Below are 18,144 nucleotides of genomic sequence, written 5' to 3' on the forward strand. Positions count from 1 at the left end.
TAAAAAAACAGACAATCTTGAATAAATATATAGATATTATATATAAATCAGGCTATAACAATAATTATAATTTATGTCCGATAATATCTATTATGTTAAGTTAACGAGAGGGGGGTACAAAGTACGTGTGTCTTTGAAGGACTGCCAATTACTGCCGACAATTACTATAAATAATAATTGTTATAACCGTAAAATCATTGTCTGCTAATGCGCTGCTGAAGACTTTACGGGCTATAGCTATAGTAGCAACGAACTGCCTTACCTGAAAGGGTTGCCTGGTGTTTATCTGATTGCATATATTAGGCCGTGGATAAAACGATTTTTGATTGGCTGGTCTGCTATCAATATTTTAGTTATTTTAGTTATTTTAGTTGTTGCTATGTGTTGTGTTATGTAGACTTAAGGCTTTGTTCAGGCATTATAATGCGCGACAGCCCTTTTTTAGATTTATTGGGATTATATTTAAATTACAATCACCGTCAGGCCGTGAAAAGACGTTCTCTATGAAAAAAATTTGTTTTAATCAGTTTAAAGAAGTTACCTATATGCCTGTTTTTTCATATTATATTATGTAACTTCTCCTAATTACTACATTACTACAAGGAGGTGATTAGCATCATCCTATCTGATAGTTATCGCCATGGTCACTGCCATTGCGATAATTCTTGGGAAGAACATAAACCTAAACAATGCGGCGCTTGTGTACCTGTCTGTGCTACTGGAGCTACCGGGGCTACCGGAGCTACTGGAGCCACTGGAGCCGGCGTTACCGGAGCTACTGGCGTGACTGGTGCCACAGGTCCAACCGGTGCTACCGGAGCTACTGGAGCCACTGGAGCCGGCGTTACCGGAGCTACTGGCGTGACTGGTGCCACAGGTCCAACCGGTGCTACCGGAGCTACTGGCGCTACTGGTGCTACCGGAGCCACAGGCCCTACCGGCGCCACCGGTCCTACCGGCCCTTCTGGAGCTACCGGTGATATTGGTCCTACCGGCCCTTCTGGAGCTACCGGTGATATTGGTGCTACCGGCGCTACTGGAGCTACCGGTGATATTGGCGCTACCGGCGCTACTGGAGCTACCGGTGATATTGGCGCTACCGGCGCTACTGGAGCTACCGGTGATATTGGCGCTACCGGCGCTACTGGAGCTACCGGTGATATTGGCGCTACTGGCGCTACTGGAGCTACCGGTGATATCGGCGCTACCGGCGCTACTGGAGCTACCGGTGATATCGGCGCTACCGGCGCTACTGGAGCTACCGGTGATATTGGCGCTACCGGCGCTACTGGAGCTACCGGTGATATTGGCGCTACCGGCGCTACTGGAGCTACCGGTGGAATACTAAGTTTTGCAGACTTTTTTGCATTGATGCCCCCTGATAATGCAACAACAGTCGCGCCCGGTACTGACGTAAGCTTTCCGCAAGATGGTCCTATTAGCGGTACTGTGATTACCCGTACTGGTTCTAGTACATTTAACTTATCTGCAATTGGCACTTATCAAGTGTTGTTTCAGGTGGGGGTGAGCGAAGCTGGCCAACTGATTCTAACTCTTAATGGCGCTGACCTAGCCTATACGGTAGTTGGGCGGGCAACAGGTACTTCCCAGATAGTAGGCATCGCTCTTGTGACTACGACCGTAATCAATTCAATACTCACGGTACGAAATCCTGCCGGCAATTCAACGGCATTAACCATTACTCCTCTTGCTGGCGGAACAAGGCCTGTTTCAGCGCACCTTGTAATTACGCAAATTGCATAGAACGGAAATAAAATGATTGTAAACATCTAAATAAAACGTGCGGAACGGTGGTTGTGTCTGCCAAGACACAACCACCGTTCCGTGTCTTCCTTCCTTGCTATCTCCGTTTGGATTATTTTAATCGCTATATTGCGGTTTGGTTGCGATAAGATCGCAAAAGAAAGGTAAAAATTTACAGAATAACTTAGACTGGAACTTGTATAAGTGATTATTATAAATATCATACTAACCCTGTCACCGTGGCCTAAACAATATGAAATACGGGGTGTTAGTGATATGAATGTATTTGACCTGCTTGCAAAAGAAAAAGATGGGAAAAATAACGCGGAAAAAGCTCCTATAGACAATATAGGCAATACAGAAAACTATAATTATGAAATTTCAACAGATCTTTCGGCCTCTACCGCTACGGATAAACAACAAAATACTTTAAAAACTACATATGATCTCCATGAAGATATGATTTTTCCAAGTTAATATATATACTATTACGGAGGTGACAGAATTTGGCTTATTATGGCAGCAATTACTCTCAAAAACTTACCGGGAAAGAAAAAGGTTACTTAGAAGAAGCCTTAGAAATGGAGAATCTGGCCTTGGCTAAGTACAGTGTGTATGCGGACTACTGCCAGGACCCCGAGCTTAAAAGCCTGTTATTTGATATGTCCCAGAATAAACGCCGTCATGCTGACCGGTTAAAGCAGCTAACCGGTAAAGCCGGTACTTCTTATCAGCAATATCAATAATATGAGGTGATTCTATGAGTCATAGCAGACGTTATAGTAGTAACACACATTCTAATCGTAACCGGCTTTCAGACCGGGATATGCTGGTCGATTTAATAAATACCGAAAAGCACCTTTCCCATTTATATGAACACGCTATTATGGAGTCCTCTAATATTACGGTCCGCAACGCAGTGGCAGAGTTCCAGCATGATGAACACGAAAATGCATATACCTTATTTCAGGTTATGCAGGAACGCGGCTGGTACAATCCGGACGGACAGGAACAAAACTCTGGTACGAAGAAAGCTTATCACGTAAAACACAATAAAAGATATCAGCCGAACTTTAAAAATGGCAGAATATATAATGGCCAATATATAGACAACTGATTTAATTCTCTAAAGCTAAAGGAACCCAGGGTACTGGGTTCCTTTAGCTTTATAAAGTAACATTAAGTTGATCGAGTACGCTGGTGATCTTGTTAAACATGGTAGCCTGTTCTGAGCCGGCAAATAACAGCCCTATGGCATAATTGTCTTCTGTCAGGATTAAAGAGCCGCTGTCTCCGGGCATACTCATCGGACCGGCCAGAATTTGATCAGTGAATACCCCATATTCGTTGTTATTCATGCCGATTTTAAATGTTACATTAGTGGCCAGGACCTGACTAAAGGTGACGCCGGTAGTCCGGCCGCTTTTTTTTACAAATAATCCGGGTGTCGCTTCTTTGATGCCGGCCACAGTGCCAAACTCCAAAATTTCAGGTTTGATTGCTGCCGGTTCAAGCGGAGCTGCTACGGCGCAATCTACTATATTCATTTTTTCGCTTTCCTTCATTACCTGGACCTGATATTGGGGCCTCAGCAGATGAATACAGTTATTTAGCAGTTTCTCAAACACCTTGGCTATTATACATTTGGGCGATACTGTTTCCCGGTGCAGCGGAACAAACCTGCGCAGATGAGCAATGGTACAGTCTTCCGGTTTGCCGCCGTCATAAATGCCTGGCTGGATGATGGCATCGCCGACTGCGGCGCGGCCGTCATTACCGTCAGTGATATTGGCTAAGACATGATTATTTGATAATATAAGCAATTCACCGGTGTTTTTGTCTTTGACGACTGCACCAAATGTTCCGGCCGATATCTTATAGTGCCCAAGGCTCATGCCTGGCTGCGCCGGGCGGTGATACTCTATCCGTTCTCCTAGCAGGCGAATGTCACCAACTTCGATTACATCGGTTGGTACATTGGCCATCCTCTCTGGCAAAACTGAACCGTTACGCAACTCAGAATGAGGGTACTTCTTTTTTACTAATATAATTAAGGCTTCCTGGCCTGTGTTGTGGCCACGAGTATATTTCTGACCGTGCCCAACGCCAACGACATTATTAGTCTGAGTGTCCAGCTTTAAGAGCTGACGAAATATTGCGGGAATCTCTTTTTTATTCATTTGTGTGCCCTCCCTTGCCCTGCATATCGTACATCAGAGTAATAGATAATGTATGATATGCAGGGAAAAATGAGCAGGCAACTAATATCTCTTACAAGAGCAAATCCCGAATTTCATTCATTTTGTTAATTGTGGCGTGATAGCCGCGTTTAATAAATTCATTGGCCTGGCTTAGATTCTTTTGATTCAGGTCATACGCCTGCGGTCTGATAATTATATCCGCATACTGCTCTGATTTTATTAAAGTAACTTCCCGGCCCATAATTTCAATGCAGTGCATGAGGATTTCACCTACTGAGTTAGTCTCATAATTTGGCTGACCGGAATAACCTAAATCGATGGCAATAATCTTATTAGCACCCATATGATTGAGAATGTCGGTCGGTAGATTATTTTTCACGGCACCGTCAACGAGTGTCATGCCACGGTATTTTTTCGGGAAAAATACTCCGGGTATCGAAATGCTGGCTCGTACGGCTTCGTATAATAGAGCATTATGATAATACCGGGCATTGGGAATGGCCCGGTTAGGCGGCAAGGGGGATGTAAAAAAGACGGTGTCTGCTGAAATTATGTCAACTGCTGTAATAGCTAAAGGAATCTTGGTTTCACGAATTGTCCGCTGATGCCATAATTTTGCCAATAAGTTTTCAATCTTTTCTCCTTTTATCAGACCGGTGGGTAAAACCGACCAAAAGCGGAATTTTCCACTCATGAGCCATTTAAAGCCATGTTTGAATAAATCGGCTGATGTTACTTTTAAGTCAATCAGATTAGGGATATCAATATCATGGATAACTGCTTGCATTTGTTGTGGCGAGTACCCGCAGGCATACATGGTAGCCACTATTGCACCGGCACTGGTGCCTGCTATATAATCAATCGGTATGTTATGGTCATTCAGGGCTTTAAGGACTCCGATATGAGAGATTCCTCTTAACCCGCCGCCGCTTAACGCTAAACCGATTTTTGGCCGCAGGCCGCGCTGAAGATTATTGATGGTGACAATCATTGCTATTTCACCTCGCACATTCCATCCTCTATTATGTTATGAAAGAGCAGCAGCAGGTGATAATTAAAGTTAGAAAAACTTGGCTTGTGCCCTTTAGGGTAAAGATTTTTCTTATCCCCCTTAGATCAGCCTTGAATGTTTATAAATTTTGCTGGGGAAAAAAACACGGCTTGCACGAGCCTGTGGTGAAAGCATAAGCCGCTATTGCCCTTAGCCAGGGATACTTTCTAGCCTGAAAAATAGCATTTTTCATCTTTGCTGCTGCCGCTGTAACGGCATGACTGTCTATCAGGACAAAAAAAAAGAGACTGTCGTCTCTTTTTTAGGTTTTTTTAGCAAGGATGATCATACGCGGAGTTTCCGAGCTATAAGGGCGCCCGTCAAAGCCGCCATATGTTTCAGTGATGGATAGCCCGCTATGGCTAAAGATATTAGCCATTTCAGGGAGCGAATAGGCCCGTAAAATGAAATCGTACTGAATCTTGGTGCCTGTAATCTGGTTGATAAGCTGCCGTTTCATGGTAGCTATTCCATTCTCCAGCTGCACTTTATAGGAGAGAACATACTCGCCGCTGGGATGTCGCCAGTAGCGGTTTAAATTATTGCGCACCATCCAGTCCCTGTTTAACAAGTCAATAAGGAACAGGCCCTGTGGTTTTAAGGCATTGGCAATGAGTTTGATAATATTAGCATTTTCATCATCTGTAAAATAACCAAAGGCAGCAAACATATTAATAACAGCGGCAAATTCCTGGTCATAATTAAGTTCGCGCATGTCTTGCTGCTTAAAAGTAACCTTTACCTGGGCTTCCAGGGCTTTCTGCACGGCAATATCCAGAAAATCCTGAGTGGCATCGATACCGGTCACATTAAACCCTTGTTTGGCCAGTTCAATTGCATGGCGTCCGTACCCACAATATAAATCCAATACAGATTCACCGTTTTTTAATTTAAGAACACTGGTAATAAATTCTACTTCCTGGTTTGTACCAGCCAGGGAGTATGATTTAAAATCACCTGAATTATTATGAGTCACTTTTGACACCACCGTATAACATTCTTTGTTGGGGGAACTTTTCTTGCTGCATTTTGTGAACTAATATTAATTAATTATTAATGTTGTACAAACAACTATGATTCCTACTTGCTCGTTGGGCTGAATGCTGAATATGGTCGAGTATCAGCGGCATCAATAGTTCAGAATCTGAAGCGGCGCTGTCAGGGGTTTGATTATTGCTGGTTTGAAACAGATATTCGGCAATAGCCTTCCTTATTCGTGCGGCAATTATGTGGGTTTCAGTAAACGATGGTCGCAATGCTCGTATAGCGGATTGCTGGCTTCAATTCCTGCTGCTAGAAAAAGTAGCGATAAGCAGCAAGGTTTGTCGAGCCCTCTGTGAAGCTTCCATACAAAGTTTGTTGAGCATTATCCCAGATTTTTGAATATTTAATTATAAATGTTCGCTACTTTTGTTCAAAATCCTGCCCCGTTATTTTGTAAATGGCAATTTCGTGGACAATGGAGAGGCTGAATGAATTTTCTGACCGTCCCGGTTTGCTTTATCGTACCAGTCTGAGCATTCCGCAAACATAATTGGTCAGTTCAAATTGTAACAAGGAACTGACCGGGTTTTACCGGACAGTTCCTTGTTTAGCTTTCGTCTTATATATTTATATATATTTTATACCCCGACGAATCGCGCTTTCATTAATTGCCAGCAATTCCGGTTTTTTGGCAAACATCTTGGAGAAGGCTTTTAATACAGCATCAGCTGATACCACTTGCGCGGCACCAATAATTGCCCCAAGCATAACCATATTGGCTGTTTTGGAGTTGCCAAGCTCAGCGGCAATTTCATTGGCGGGGATTTGATATGCGGTAATATCCGGGCGTTTTGCCCCCCGCTCAATAAGCGAACTGTTAATGATCAGTATTCCGCCGGGCTGCAACAATGGCTCAAACTTATCCAGTGATGGCAGATTCATGGCAATAACCAGGTTGGGTTCAGAAACAATCGGTGCCCCAATCGGCTCATCAGCAATAATCACTGAGCAGTTGGCCGTGCCACCTCTCATTTCCGGGCCGTAAGACGGAATCCATGATACTTGTTTGTGCTCAATCATGCCGGCATAAGTCAGCAACTGGCCCATTAACATTACACCCTGGCCGCCAAAGCCGGCCATAATTATTTCGTGAGTCATTTTGCTCCCCCCTCCGATGTTTTATAGACACCTAACGGGTAATAGGGAATCATAGACTCGGCCAGCCATTTAGCAGCTTCGACCGGGCTCATACCCCAGTTGGTCGGACAGGTCGATAATATTTCGACTAACCCAAAGCCTTTGCCGCTGATTTGCAATTCAAAAGCCTTTTTTATGGCCGCCTTGGCTTTCGTCATATTGCCGGGAGTATTGATCGCTACACGGGCAATAAACTTGGCACCTTCCAGAGTAGCCAGCATCTCTGAAACCTTCACCGGATAACCGGCTGCTTCGGCGCTCCGTCCATAAGGAGAGGTATTCGTAACCTGCCCGATTAGGCTAGTAGGCGCCATTTGACCGCCGGTCATGCCATAAATTGCATTATTGACAAAAATAGTGGTTATCTTCTCACCTCTGGCAGCCGCATGGACAATTTCTGCGCAACCGATAGCTGCCAGATCGCCGTCACCCTGATAAGTAAAAACAACCGCATCCGGGTGAACCCGCTTTACGCCGGTAGCTACCGCCGGGGCCCGGCCATGGGCAGCTTCAAAGGCATCAAAGTTAAAATATTCATAAGCAAGTACTGAGCAGCCAACCGGTGCGACACCGATCGCTTTATCACGCACATCAAGCTCGTCAAGCACTTCGGCCACTAAACGGTGAATGATGCCGTGGTGGCAGCCCGGGCAGTAATGAAAGGGAACATCTTTAAGCCCTTTAGGCCTGGAAAAGATCTTATCAGCCATGCTTAACTGCCTCCTTCCCTTTGAATATATTGGCAATCTGCTCATAAACCGCCTTGGGGCTGGGAATCATACCGCCTGAACGACCGTAAAAGTATACCGGCTTAGCTCCATTAACAGCCAGGCGGACATCTTCGATCATTTGTCCGGCGCTGAGTTCAAGCGTAAGGAAAGCAGACGCCTTGCCTGCTAAGGCGGCAAGCGGCTTTTCCGGGAACGGCCACAGCGTAATCGGACGCAGCATGCCAACTTTCATACCTTCTCTGCGCGCTTTTTCCACGGACGAGCGGGCAATGCGTGAAGTGATGCCGTACGCCACCAGGATCAGTTCAGCATCTGCTGTATATAATTCTTCATAGCGTACTTCATTGGCAATAATTCCGGCATACTTTTGTTGTAAATGGATATTATGCAATTCCAGTTTCTCAGGCTGAAGATGAAGTGAGTTAACAATATTAGGTTCAGCCCGCCCTTTCAGGCCTGTTGCCGCCCAGGGTTTGGCAATTGGTTTGGTTTCACTGGGATTGAACTCTACCGGTTCCATCATTTGGCCTAATGCCCCATCGCCCAGCAGCATAACCGGATTGCGATACATATCGGCAAGATCAAAGGCCAGGATTGTCGTATCCACCATTTCCTGAACCGAGTTAGGGGCAAGAACGATACAATGATAGTCGCCGTGCCCGCCGCCTTTGGTTGCTTGAAAATAATCTGACTGGGCCGGTTGTATCCCCCCTAACCCGGGGCCGCCGCGCATAATATTTACAATAACACTAGGCAGTTCAGCACCGGCAATATAAGAAATACCTTCCATTTTAAGGCTTATCCCCGGACTGGAAGAAGAGGTCATTACCCTGGCACCGGCGCCGGCGGCACCATAAACCATATTAATCGCAGCAACTTCGCTTTCTGCCTGCAGAAATACGCCATTAACCTGCGGCATACGTTTGGACATATATTCTGTCAATTCAGTTTGTGGTGTGATTGGATAGCCAAAATAGTGGCGGCATCCGGCAACAATTGCTGCTTCACCAATGGCCTCATTGCCTTTCATTAATATCTTTTCTGCCACTACAATCACTCTCCTTTGTCTTTATGAATCTCAATGACAATATCCGGGCAGGTTCTGGCACAGAGAGCACAGCCCACACATTTTGTTTCATCAACACAAGTAGCCGGCCGGTAGCCTTTACTGTTAAACCTGTCAGCAAGAACTACAATCTTGTGAGGGCATGCCACTGTGCACAGCTCACAGCCTTTGCAGCGCTCCTCGTTGAAAACTGGTCTTGGCATATCGTTCCTCCTTATTTATGTATAGGCACATTATATCCAGTATACAAAAATTCAACCCCATGTCCTACAACACGGGGTTAAATTAATTAAAATTATTTCTATTTTACAATTTCCACCGTGTTGCCGGTATTTATCTTGGCAGCGTTACCTTCGTCTGTATCCAGGTGGCATTCGAGCTTAAAGCTGTCACTTACTCTTGCTAACACATTGTCGTAAATGAGGCCCCGCTCGCCATTACAGCGGACTTTCACAATATCTTTATCTTTTAAGCCTAATTCGGCAGCATCAGCAATTGTCATATGAATGTGACGGCAGGCCGCAATAACGCCTTCTTCCAGTTTAACTTCGCCTTTAGGGCCAACCAGGGTCAAGCCGGGTGAGCCTTTTAGATCACCGGAGTCACGTACCGGCGGCTTAATACCAAGCTTGAGGGCATCAGTCAGAGCAATTTCAATCTGGGTTTGCTTGCGCTCTGGTCCGAGTATGCGAACTTTTTTAAAAGATCCTTTTTCCGTAACCAGGTCAACTTGTTCTTCACAGGCAAACTGACCGGGCTGAGACAGATCTTTTTTAACTGTGAGTTGATATCCTTCACCAAATAAGATGTCAAGATGTTCCCGGGACACATGCAAGTGGCGGGCTGAAATACCTACAGGGATTGGTTTAGACATAGAAAAAGCACTCCTTTATAATTAAATTATATGGTACCGCTACTCAATGATTTCTGAAAAGTATACTACGGTTACAAGATCGCTGTTGCTTAATGTTTTATCATAGATAGACTGTAAGAAGCATATCAGTTCATCAATACTAGTAAGATCCGGGTTTTCACCCTGTAAATCATTAAGTGTCAATTGGGAAATCGGCTTTACCAGCACGCGGTCGATCGCTGCCGTAAAAATTCGTTTCTTTTGGGAAAAGCGTTTGCCTACAGTAACCCATACAATATCGCCTTCTGAATATTTATTGGTCTTATCCCCCAGCCTGATTGTACAGATTTTGCGGCGGCAAACCAATTGGCTATGATAGTTAGACGAGTAAAAATTCAATGCTCTCATCCCAAAATCCTCCTGTTATTATGGCTTTAGCCATTTTTTTATTCTCGCTACAGCATCTGTCAGCCTTGGTTCAGGCTGAACAAGTGCCAGGCGTATATAGCCTTCACCACAAACACCAAATGCGCTGCCGGGGATTACAGCTACTCCTGCATTTTTTAATAATGAGACGGTAAAGTCAAAGGATGACTGGTTAGTGGGAACAGGTGCCCATACATACATGGAGGCTTTAGGCCGGTCTACTTTCCAGCCTATGTCTGCGAACCCGTCAACAATGATATCCCGCCGTCGCTGGTAGGTTGCGGCGGTTTCGGCAACACAGTTCTGAGAGCCTGTCAGGGCCGCTACAGCCGCTTGCTGCAGCGGGTAAAAAATTCCATAATCAAAATTCGATTTTAAGCGTCCGAGCAGTGCGATTACCCGGGCGTTACCGACCACATAACCGACGCGGCAGCCGGCCATACTATAGGTTTTCGAAAGAGAATTAAACTCAATTGCAATATCTTTGGCACCGGGGATAGACAGAAAGCTGTCTGGCCGGTAACCGTCAAATACCAGGTCGCTATAGGCAAAATCATAACAGACAAGAATATTATAACGTTTGGCAAAGCCAACAACCTGTTCCAGAAAACTCCGCGGTGCCGTTGCTGCCAGCGGATTGTTAGGATAATTTAAAATCATGATTTTAGTTCGCTGTAAGATAGTTTGATCAATAGCGTTCAAGTCCGGCAGATAGTTGTTGGCCGGCAATAGCGGCATCCTATAGAGTTCAGCTCCGGCCACCAGCGGCCCGGCACTGAAAATTGGATAGCCTGGATCTGGTATAAGTACGACATCACCGGGATTTACCAAACATAAGGATATATGGGCTAAGCCTTCTTGTGATCCGAGCAGGGAGTGAATTTCAGTCTCCGGGTTTAGTTCTACACCGAACTTATTTTTGTACCAGTTGGCGATAGCGTGTAAGAGTTCAGGCACTCCTTTGGATAAGGTATAGCCGTAGTTAAAGCAACAGTCGGCAGAATTTTTTAATGCTTCAATAATATGTGATGCCGGTGCCAGGTCAGGACTGCCAATACTTAAGGTGATAACGTCTTTACCGGCAGCAACTTCGGTTTTGCGCATATCATCAACCTGGGTAAATATGGCTGATGTTAATGCCTGCATACGATGAGCTTGCTCAACCATTATGGCTCCTCCCTATCGATTGCTAAAATCAGGATTATTTTTACTATTCAATATTAATGGGGCAATTCCTGTTGGCAGCGGCAAAAAATTATTTAGGCGATGAATGATTTACTAACCGCAGGCCCCGCCGGTCAGCTTCAACAATAAGGCGTTCCTGGTCTATGGTAGTCAGCCGGCGGTTAGCCAGCAGTACCTTGCCATCGACAATTACAGTATGGACGTCATGCGCACCGGCAGCATAGGTTAAAAGGGATAACCGGTCATGGCGCGGATGCCAGTGAGGTTCCTGCATATCAAATATAGTGATGTCTGCCTTGTAGGAAACCTCCAGTCTGCCGGTTGTTTTACCCAGGCCCAGGGCATTAGCGCCCTGGACGGTAGCCATAGCTACTGCTGTTTTGGCAGGAATAGCCAGCGGATCAAGGTGGTGAACCTTGTGCAGCATTGCCGCTAACCGTATTTCTTCCAGCATATCCAGGTTGTTATTGCTTGCTGCCCCGTCAGTTCCCAGTCCTACGCAAATCCCCGCTTTCAGCATAGCGGGGATGGGCGCAACGCCGCTGGCCAGTTTCATGTTACTCCCGGGATTGTGGGCCACCCTTACATTTTTATTGTGCATAATCGCAATATCGTCAGGGGCTACATGCACACAATGGGCTGCTAAAACGCCATGATCAAGGACACCCAGTTCTGCCATTAAGGCAATCGGTGATTTGCCGTAGTGTTTATGGCAGTCAGCTACTTCACCGGCTGTTTCCGCTAAATGGATGTGGATCTGAGATCCTAATTTCTCCGCCAGTGCAGTTACTTTCTTCAGGTATTCAGGCGGACAGGTATAAGGGGCATGCGGTCCGAGCATAACCGTTACCCGGCCATCGGCGGCTAAGTGCCATTCCTTGTAAAAATTCTCGCTTTCCGCCAGGGCCTGACTGGCTGTCGGTGCAACTCCGGCCATCCCGCGGGCCAGTACAGCGCGGATACCGCTCTCGGCCACTGCTTTGGCGACCTCAGGCATAAAAAAGTACATATCGGCAAAGCAGGTTGTGCCTGATTTCAGCATCTCTGCAATCGCCAGCTGCGTGCCCCAGTACACATCTTCTGCTGTTAAATTTTCTTCGGCCGGCCAAATTTTGGTTTTTAACCAGTCCATCAGCAGCATATCGTCTGCATAACTGCGAAACAGTGACATAGCAGCATGGGTATGAGTATTAACAAAGCCTGGCACTATCAGTTTATCCTGACAGTTAATTATCTGTTCAGCCTGCTCGGTGACGCTGCCAATCTGTGTAATTATCGAACTGCTGATGGCAATGTCTGCCCGGCGCACCTGCCCGTCAGCCCCCAGTACATCGCCGTCTTTGAGAAGTATATTTATCATTTATATCCCCCTTTCATGTATCTGTTGGCTAAGCTTTATGGAGATATTCATATTGTTCGGGGGTAAGCTGGTCAATGCTAAAGCCCATTGCTTTTAGCTTGAGGCCGGCAACTCTTTGGTCCATCTCGGGTGTTACTGTATACACCTGGTTGGCCAATTCCGCATGCTGGCCGGCAATATGGAGTACTGCCAGCGTCTGCATGGCAAAGGATAAATCCATAATCTCGGTGGGATGCCCGTCGCCGGCGGCCAGGTTAACCAAGCGCCCTTCGGCCAGCAGATATAGCTTGCGGCCGTCCTTCATAACAAATTCTTCAATATTTTTCCGCACTGTACGGCAGCTGACAGCTAATGCTGACAAGTCTTCTTTGTTAATTTCAACATCGAAGTGGCCGGCGTTGGCCATAATTGCGCCTGGCTTCATGCTTGTCATGTGCTCACGGCGGATGACATCTTTGCAGCCGGTCAGGGTTACAAACATGTCGCCACAGGCCGCAGCCTGCTGCATCGGCAATACGGTAAAGCCGTCAAAAACAGCTTCAATGGCCTTAATCGGATCAATTTCGGTAACGATTACGTTTGCTCCCAGCCCTTTGGCCCGCATGGCCACGCCTTTACCACACCAGCCATAACCGGCAACGACAACTGTTTTGCCGGTAACTGTAAGATTGGTGGTTCTCATAATCCCATCCCAGGTGGACTGGCCGGTGCCGTAACGGTTGTCAAACAAGTATTTGCAATAGGCATCATTGACCGCAATCATCGGAAATTTTAGCCGCCCCGATTCAGCCAGGGCCCGCAACCGGAGAACACCGGTTGTTGTTTCTTCCGAACCGCCGAGGATATTGGCCGCTAAATCGCTCCGTTCACCATGTAATAAAGAGACCAAATCCCCACCATCGTCAACAATAATATCAGGTTTGGTATCAAGCGCTTTATGTAAAAAATTTTCATACTCGGCGGCGGTAGTATTATACCAGGCAAAGACCCTAACACCCTGGGAAGCCAGCGCGGCAGCCACATCGTCCTGGGTTGACAGCGGGTTGCTGCCGGTTACCGTCACATTAGCCCCGGCATTTTTGAGGACAATAGCCAAATAAGCAGTTTTGGCCTCCAGATGCATAGTGATTACCAGATTTTTGCCGGCTAACGGCTTCGTCTGGGACAGTTCCTCGTTCAAAACATTAAGCACCGGCATAAACTCTTTAACCCAGTTGATTTTATCCAGCCCCTGCGGGGCCAGGGTTATATCACGCACAATAGAATCCATAATTGTTGTAATCTCCTTCCATTACTTTCGCAATGCTGCTAATTGCTTAATGGACTCCTGATAGGGAGCCTGTAGTAACCCGTATTCAGTGATAATCGCCGAAATCAGCGTGTGGGGTGTGACATCAAAAGCCGGATTAAATACCTGTACTCCGGCCGGGGCCACACAGTTGCCCCCTAAGGAAGTAACCTCAGTGGCACACCGTTCTTCTATGGGAATATCGGTCCCGCTGTTTATGGTAAAGTCAAACGTGGAGACCGGGGCAGCCACATAGAACGGGATTCCATGTTCTTTGGCCAGGATTGCCACACTGTAAGTCCCGATTTTATTGGCAACATCACCATTTAAGGCAATTCGGTCGGCACCAACAAGCACGGCTTGTACCATTTTATTTTTCATTACCCAGCCGGCCATATTATCAGTAATTAAAGTGACGGGAATGCCATCCTGCATCAGCTCCCAGGCTGTCAGCCTGGCACCCTGCAGCAACGGCCGGGTTTCATCGGCGAAAACGCCGGTAATATTTCCCTGAGACCAGGCCTTACGGATAACTCCCAGCGCTGTACCGAGCGCGACAGTGGCTAAGGCACCGGCATTGCAATGGGTAAGTACAGTTGTGGGGGTTGTAAATAGGCCGGCGCCATGGGCCGCCATTTTCTCGTTGACAGTCCGGTCTTCCTGGGCAATAGCGATTGCCTCCTGTTCCAGGGCGGCAATCGCAGTATCTGCAGCGGTGTTTGGCGGCAAGCGGTTGACAACACCCAGCATGCGGTCAATCGCCCAGAACAAATTTATGGCTGTTGGTCTCGTTTGCCGCAGTGCTTCAGCCGTCGCTGCCAGCTTATGCTTGAATTTGCAAAACTCAAGACCGGTAAGTTCCCGGGCTCCCAGTACCAGGGCAAATGCTGCCGCTGCGCCAATGGCCGGAGCGCCGCGGACCTCCAGCCGCCTGATCGCTTCGGCCGCGCGTTGCCAGTCATTACATTCGATGTATTCAACTTTGTTGGGTAACAGGGTTTGATTTAACAGGGTTAAACAATTATTGGACCAAACGACAGACCTCATGACTTACCCCCTATAACCTAAAGCCGCCATATTCGGCTAAAGCATGCTTGCAGCTGCAGTCAGTACCGGTATCCATACGGGATATTGCCGCCATAATCAGCTGTTTGATATTTTCGGCATTTCCCTGCATGGTTTCCAGCACCTCATGATGGGTTAACGGCTGAGGGGATATACCGGCCGCAAAGTTAGTGACCATGGAAACAGTAGCATAGCAAATCTCAGCCTCGCGGGCTAAAACGACTTCAGGGACATTGGTCATACCTACCACATCGCCGCCCAATTTAGCGAACATCTTGATTTCGGCCGGGGTTTCAAACCGTGGGCCTTCAGTACATACATAGGTCCCCTGCTGATGCAGGGAAAGAGTAAGGTTTGCGGCCGCAGCGGTTAATACATTGCGCACTGTCGGACAGTAAGGAGTTGTTACATCAACATGGACTACGCCGCGTTCGCCACCTTCGTAAAACGTGGTTGTCCTATTTTTAACAAAATCAAGAAACTGGTCAATGAGCACAAAATCCCCGGGTTTCATAGCCAGGTTAAGCGAGCCCACCGCGGTTGTTGCTATAATATTTTGTACGCCCAGTTTCTTTATCGCCCAGATATTGGCCCGGTAATTAATTAAATGCGGCGGGATAGAATGGCTGCTGCCATGACGCGGAATAAATGCAACCTCTTTACCGGCATATTCACCGCTCTTAAAGCGCACTACGCCATAAGGGGTGGCAATCTCCTGATCACGGATGTTATCTAAGATGCGTGGATCATATACGCCTGTTCCGCCAATGATGGCAATTTTCATAATGTATCCCCCTGCCTATTCATTATTTATGCCGCAAATATCAAGCAAGTCTTCCATAGTGTTAAGTACATAATCAGGCTTTTCAGCTAACAGGTCTTGCCAATCGAGGCGGGTCCAGCGGACTGCCGCTGTTTTTACCCCGGCGGCGCGCGCACTGGCCAAATCAAAAGGACTATCCCCGACCATCAGGCACTCGGCTGGTGCCTGCTTAATGTGTGCCAGCGCCAGTTGTACAGGCTCAGGATCAGGTTTATGCCGGCGGCATTCCTCGTGGCCGATGACAACAGAGAAATATTTGGCCATGTCAAACAGGCGCAGTCCGCGGATGGCCGTGGCTTTAGTTTTTGAAGTCACAATCGCCATTAGTAAGCCCGCATTGTATAGTTTGTGAATGGCTTCAGCAATGCCGGCAAAGCCGGTTGTCAGCTGATCGTGGTGGGCCAGATTGAATTCTCGGTAGGTGGTAATTAAAGCTTCAACCTTATCAGGGCCATAATACTCCATGGCATCTTTGAGCGGCTTGCCAAAGAAAGCATAGATTTCCGGGGGCGTAAGCGGCTGCCCGTAATGCTGCGCAAAGGTGTGTTGAAAAGAGCGGACAATCAGGTTGGACGTATCAATCAATGTACCATCCAGATCAAATAAAATTCCCTTAATTTTCAATGTTGCCTCCTGCAAGCTTAATGTAACCAAAACAGGAGCCTGAGTTTCAGGCCCCTGTTTTTGCTCAGGTTATTGGCAGACAAATAGTCTCTGCCAGCTTATTAGATAATGAGCCGGAATTCATATGGTGTTTGATTTTCACAGATGCTGCCATTGGAATACAAAATAAATTAACTTAATGGTTCTCCGGCGGGTTTCACTTTGATTCCTTAGTATAGAAATTCAAGCTTATTGGCCGAATCCCTGCAATTCATTACTAAAAATTACAAATTTACGCCAATAAAACCACCCAGCGCTCCAGCCAGGCTGCCGGCGGCAAATTTATTACTCAGCATCAGCCAGGATATTTGTTCCTGACCCAATTCTAACCCGATACCTACCGAGAACAGTACATAGATTATGCCGACAGCACCACCGATAATCAAGCCTTTGGCCGCTACCTGCCTGGCGGCATAGATGCTGCCGACAAAAATGCTGGTGGTTGTTACCGCGACCATAATATATTCGATATAGGTATCAATAAATCTATTTTCGGATATCAGGCTAATCAAAGAAAGGAGTAGGGCACAAACAAGCGATACACCTATGCTAACGGCAACTCCTTTAAAAATAGCCAGAGGTATATTGGTAATACGCGGAGTTTGCGGGTAGTTTCTTGTCCGTCTGGAAACTTTGGCCATAGTACTCCCTCCTGAACAGTCTTTTACTGTAAATTATGCAAATGGACAGCCAAATATGCCGGACTCAACGATAACTTTATAACTCCCAGGTCTCCATTGCCTTTATTATGCCATAATTGGTCAGATCAAAATGTATTGGCGTAATTGATACCCGACCGTTTTTGACAGCGATAATATCAGTATCCGGGTCATTCTCACTTTCTGATACCTTGCCGCTCATCCAATAATAGATGCGTCCGCGGGGATCCTGCCGCCGTTCAAAGGTGTTCTCATAGCTGCGAACACCAAGCTTGGTGACCGCAATGCCTTTAAACTGCTCTTCCTTCAGTGCCGGTACATTGACATTAAGCAAAGTATTAGGCGGTAAACATTTAGTAACCATTTTCTCCACGATTTTCCGGGCCATTTTAGCTGCCGGCATGAAATCAAACGGTTGCCAGCTGTCCAGCGACATGGCTATCGCCGGCAGTCCATGTAATGCGCCTTCAATTGCGGCACTGACTGTACCTGAATAGAGTATATCAGTACCTAAATTTGAACCGTGATTGATTCCCGACACAATGATATCCGGCCTGTCATCTGTAAGCAGAGCCTCTAAGGCAACTTTGACACAGTCGGTTGGTGTGCCGCCAACCCGCCAGGCGCATATTGCCGGGGTATCAATGCAGTGGGTATCAACCCATATTGGATGATGTACAGTAATTGCCTGGCTTGATGCGCTTTTTTCGCTGTCGGGGGCGACTACTGTAATTCTGGCAATCTGGGATAATTCCAGCCATAGCGCCTTTATTCCTGGAGCATTGATGCCGTCATCATTGGTTAACAGTATATGCAAGCACAGTTCCT

At 46.6% G+C, this 18,144-nt stretch carries 21 protein-coding genes; 4 read left to right on the plus strand and 17 right to left on the minus strand.

Annotation, left to right across the window (positions count from 1 at the left end):
- The first annotated feature begins 606 nt into the window (after window positions 1-606).
- The 4 genes from SPTER_RS09605 to SPTER_RS09620 all read left to right on the plus strand — a co-directional run bounded on the left by SPTER_RS09605 (window position 607) and on the right by SPTER_RS09620 (window position 2,881).
- On the plus strand, window positions 607-1,764 hold the full coding sequence (locus tag SPTER_RS09605; protein ID WP_144350209.1) for a collagen-like protein: 1,158 nt from the start codon (window positions 607-609) through the stop codon (window positions 1,762-1,764).
- Window positions 1,765-2,040: 276 nt separating this feature from the next.
- Window positions 2,041-2,241, plus strand: a complete 201-nt coding sequence (locus tag SPTER_RS09610; RefSeq protein ID WP_144350210.1) for a hypothetical protein — start codon at window positions 2,041-2,043, stop codon at window positions 2,239-2,241.
- 29 nt (window positions 2,242-2,270) lie between these two features.
- Entirely contained in the window at window positions 2,271-2,510 is a 240-nt protein-coding gene (locus SPTER_RS09615) for a ferritin-like domain-containing protein (protein ID WP_144350211.1), read from the plus strand.
- A gap of 14 nt (window positions 2,511-2,524) precedes the next feature.
- Window positions 2,525-2,881: a spore coat protein gene (locus SPTER_RS09620; protein ID WP_144350212.1), complete on the plus strand. Its 357-nt coding sequence runs from the start codon at window positions 2,525-2,527 to the stop codon at window positions 2,879-2,881.
- 49 nt (window positions 2,882-2,930) lie between these two features.
- Here the strand turns inward: SPTER_RS09620 and SPTER_RS09625 are convergent, their stop codons facing one another.
- From SPTER_RS09625 to surE, 17 genes are all read right to left on the minus strand, one after another.
- The gene (locus tag SPTER_RS09625) at window positions 2,931-3,944 is read right to left on the minus strand and encodes a chymotrypsin family serine protease (protein WP_144350213.1); all 1,014 of its coding nucleotides are present in this window, start codon (window positions 3,942-3,944) and stop codon (window positions 2,931-2,933) included.
- Between the two features lie 91 nt (window positions 3,945-4,035).
- Window positions 4,036-4,974 (minus strand): patatin-like phospholipase family protein, encoded by a 939-nt coding sequence (locus SPTER_RS09630; RefSeq protein WP_246105551.1) that lies wholly within the window; start codon window positions 4,972-4,974, stop codon window positions 4,036-4,038.
- A gap of 304 nt (window positions 4,975-5,278) precedes the next feature.
- Window positions 5,279-5,992 carry an SAM-dependent methyltransferase gene (locus SPTER_RS09635; protein ID WP_144350214.1) on the minus strand — a complete coding sequence of 238 codons (714 nt, stop codon included), beginning with the start codon at window positions 5,990-5,992 and terminating at the stop codon, window positions 5,279-5,281.
- A gap of 635 nt (window positions 5,993-6,627) precedes the next feature.
- Window positions 6,628-7,158, minus strand: coding sequence for a 2-oxoacid:ferredoxin oxidoreductase subunit gamma family protein (locus tag SPTER_RS09640; protein ID WP_144350215.1), 531 nt, complete (start codon window positions 7,156-7,158; stop codon window positions 6,628-6,630).
- The gene (locus SPTER_RS09645; RefSeq protein WP_144350216.1) at window positions 7,155-7,907 is read right to left on the minus strand and encodes a thiamine pyrophosphate-dependent enzyme; all 753 of its coding nucleotides are present in this window, start codon (window positions 7,905-7,907) and stop codon (window positions 7,155-7,157) included. The genes SPTER_RS09640 and SPTER_RS09645 overlap by 4 nt, the downstream gene beginning before the upstream one ends.
- Window positions 7,900-8,976 carry a 3-methyl-2-oxobutanoate dehydrogenase subunit VorB gene (locus SPTER_RS09650; protein WP_144350217.1) on the minus strand — a complete coding sequence of 359 codons (1,077 nt, stop codon included), beginning with the start codon at window positions 8,974-8,976 and terminating at the stop codon, window positions 7,900-7,902. The genes SPTER_RS09645 and SPTER_RS09650 overlap by 8 nt, the downstream gene beginning before the upstream one ends.
- A 5-nt stretch (window positions 8,977-8,981) precedes the next feature.
- Window positions 8,982-9,197 carry a 4Fe-4S binding protein gene (locus SPTER_RS09655; RefSeq protein WP_144350218.1) on the minus strand — a complete coding sequence of 72 codons (216 nt, stop codon included), beginning with the start codon at window positions 9,195-9,197 and terminating at the stop codon, window positions 8,982-8,984.
- A gap of 98 nt (window positions 9,198-9,295) precedes the next feature.
- Window positions 9,296-9,868 carry a phosphate propanoyltransferase gene (gene pduL, locus SPTER_RS09660; protein WP_144350219.1) on the minus strand — a complete coding sequence of 191 codons (573 nt, stop codon included), beginning with the start codon at window positions 9,866-9,868 and terminating at the stop codon, window positions 9,296-9,298.
- A gap of 39 nt (window positions 9,869-9,907) precedes the next feature.
- Window positions 9,908-10,255 (minus strand): ASCH domain-containing protein, encoded by a 348-nt coding sequence (locus SPTER_RS09665; protein WP_144350220.1) that lies wholly within the window; start codon window positions 10,253-10,255, stop codon window positions 9,908-9,910.
- An 18-nt stretch (window positions 10,256-10,273) separates the two neighbouring features.
- The gene (locus SPTER_RS09670) at window positions 10,274-11,440 is read right to left on the minus strand and encodes an aminotransferase class I/II-fold pyridoxal phosphate-dependent enzyme (protein ID WP_144350221.1); all 1,167 of its coding nucleotides are present in this window, start codon (window positions 11,438-11,440) and stop codon (window positions 10,274-10,276) included.
- Between the two features lie 88 nt (window positions 11,441-11,528).
- Window positions 11,529-12,818 carry an amidohydrolase gene (locus SPTER_RS09675; RefSeq protein WP_144350222.1) on the minus strand — a complete coding sequence of 430 codons (1,290 nt, stop codon included), beginning with the start codon at window positions 12,816-12,818 and terminating at the stop codon, window positions 11,529-11,531.
- A gap of 28 nt (window positions 12,819-12,846) precedes the next feature.
- Window positions 12,847-14,088 carry an adenosylhomocysteinase gene (locus tag SPTER_RS09680; RefSeq protein ID WP_144350223.1) on the minus strand — a complete coding sequence of 414 codons (1,242 nt, stop codon included), beginning with the start codon at window positions 14,086-14,088 and terminating at the stop codon, window positions 12,847-12,849.
- Between the two features lie 21 nt (window positions 14,089-14,109).
- A complete protein-coding gene (gene mtnA / locus SPTER_RS09685) occupies window positions 14,110-15,153 on the minus strand; it encodes an S-methyl-5-thioribose-1-phosphate isomerase (protein WP_144350224.1) in 1,044 nt (347 codons plus the stop codon).
- A gap of 10 nt (window positions 15,154-15,163) precedes the next feature.
- Window positions 15,164-15,955: an S-methyl-5'-thioadenosine phosphorylase gene (mtnP, locus tag SPTER_RS09690; RefSeq protein WP_144350225.1), complete on the minus strand. Its 792-nt coding sequence runs from the start codon at window positions 15,953-15,955 to the stop codon at window positions 15,164-15,166.
- A gap of 15 nt (window positions 15,956-15,970) precedes the next feature.
- Window positions 15,971-16,618: a pyrophosphatase PpaX gene (gene ppaX / locus SPTER_RS09695; protein ID WP_144350226.1), complete on the minus strand. Its 648-nt coding sequence runs from the start codon at window positions 16,616-16,618 to the stop codon at window positions 15,971-15,973.
- 263 nt (window positions 16,619-16,881) lie between these two features.
- Window positions 16,882-17,298, minus strand: a complete 417-nt coding sequence (locus tag SPTER_RS09700; RefSeq protein ID WP_144350227.1) for a TIGR04086 family membrane protein — start codon at window positions 17,296-17,298, stop codon at window positions 16,882-16,884.
- 76 nt (window positions 17,299-17,374) lie between these two features.
- The gene (gene surE / locus SPTER_RS09705) at window positions 17,375-18,133 is read right to left on the minus strand and encodes a 5'/3'-nucleotidase SurE (protein WP_144350228.1); all 759 of its coding nucleotides are present in this window, start codon (window positions 18,131-18,133) and stop codon (window positions 17,375-17,377) included.
- Between the last annotated feature and the right edge of the window lie 11 nt (window positions 18,134-18,144).

Source organism: Sporomusa termitida (assembly GCF_007641255.1).
GTDB lineage: Bacteria > Bacillota > Negativicutes > Sporomusales > Sporomusaceae > Sporomusa > Sporomusa termitida.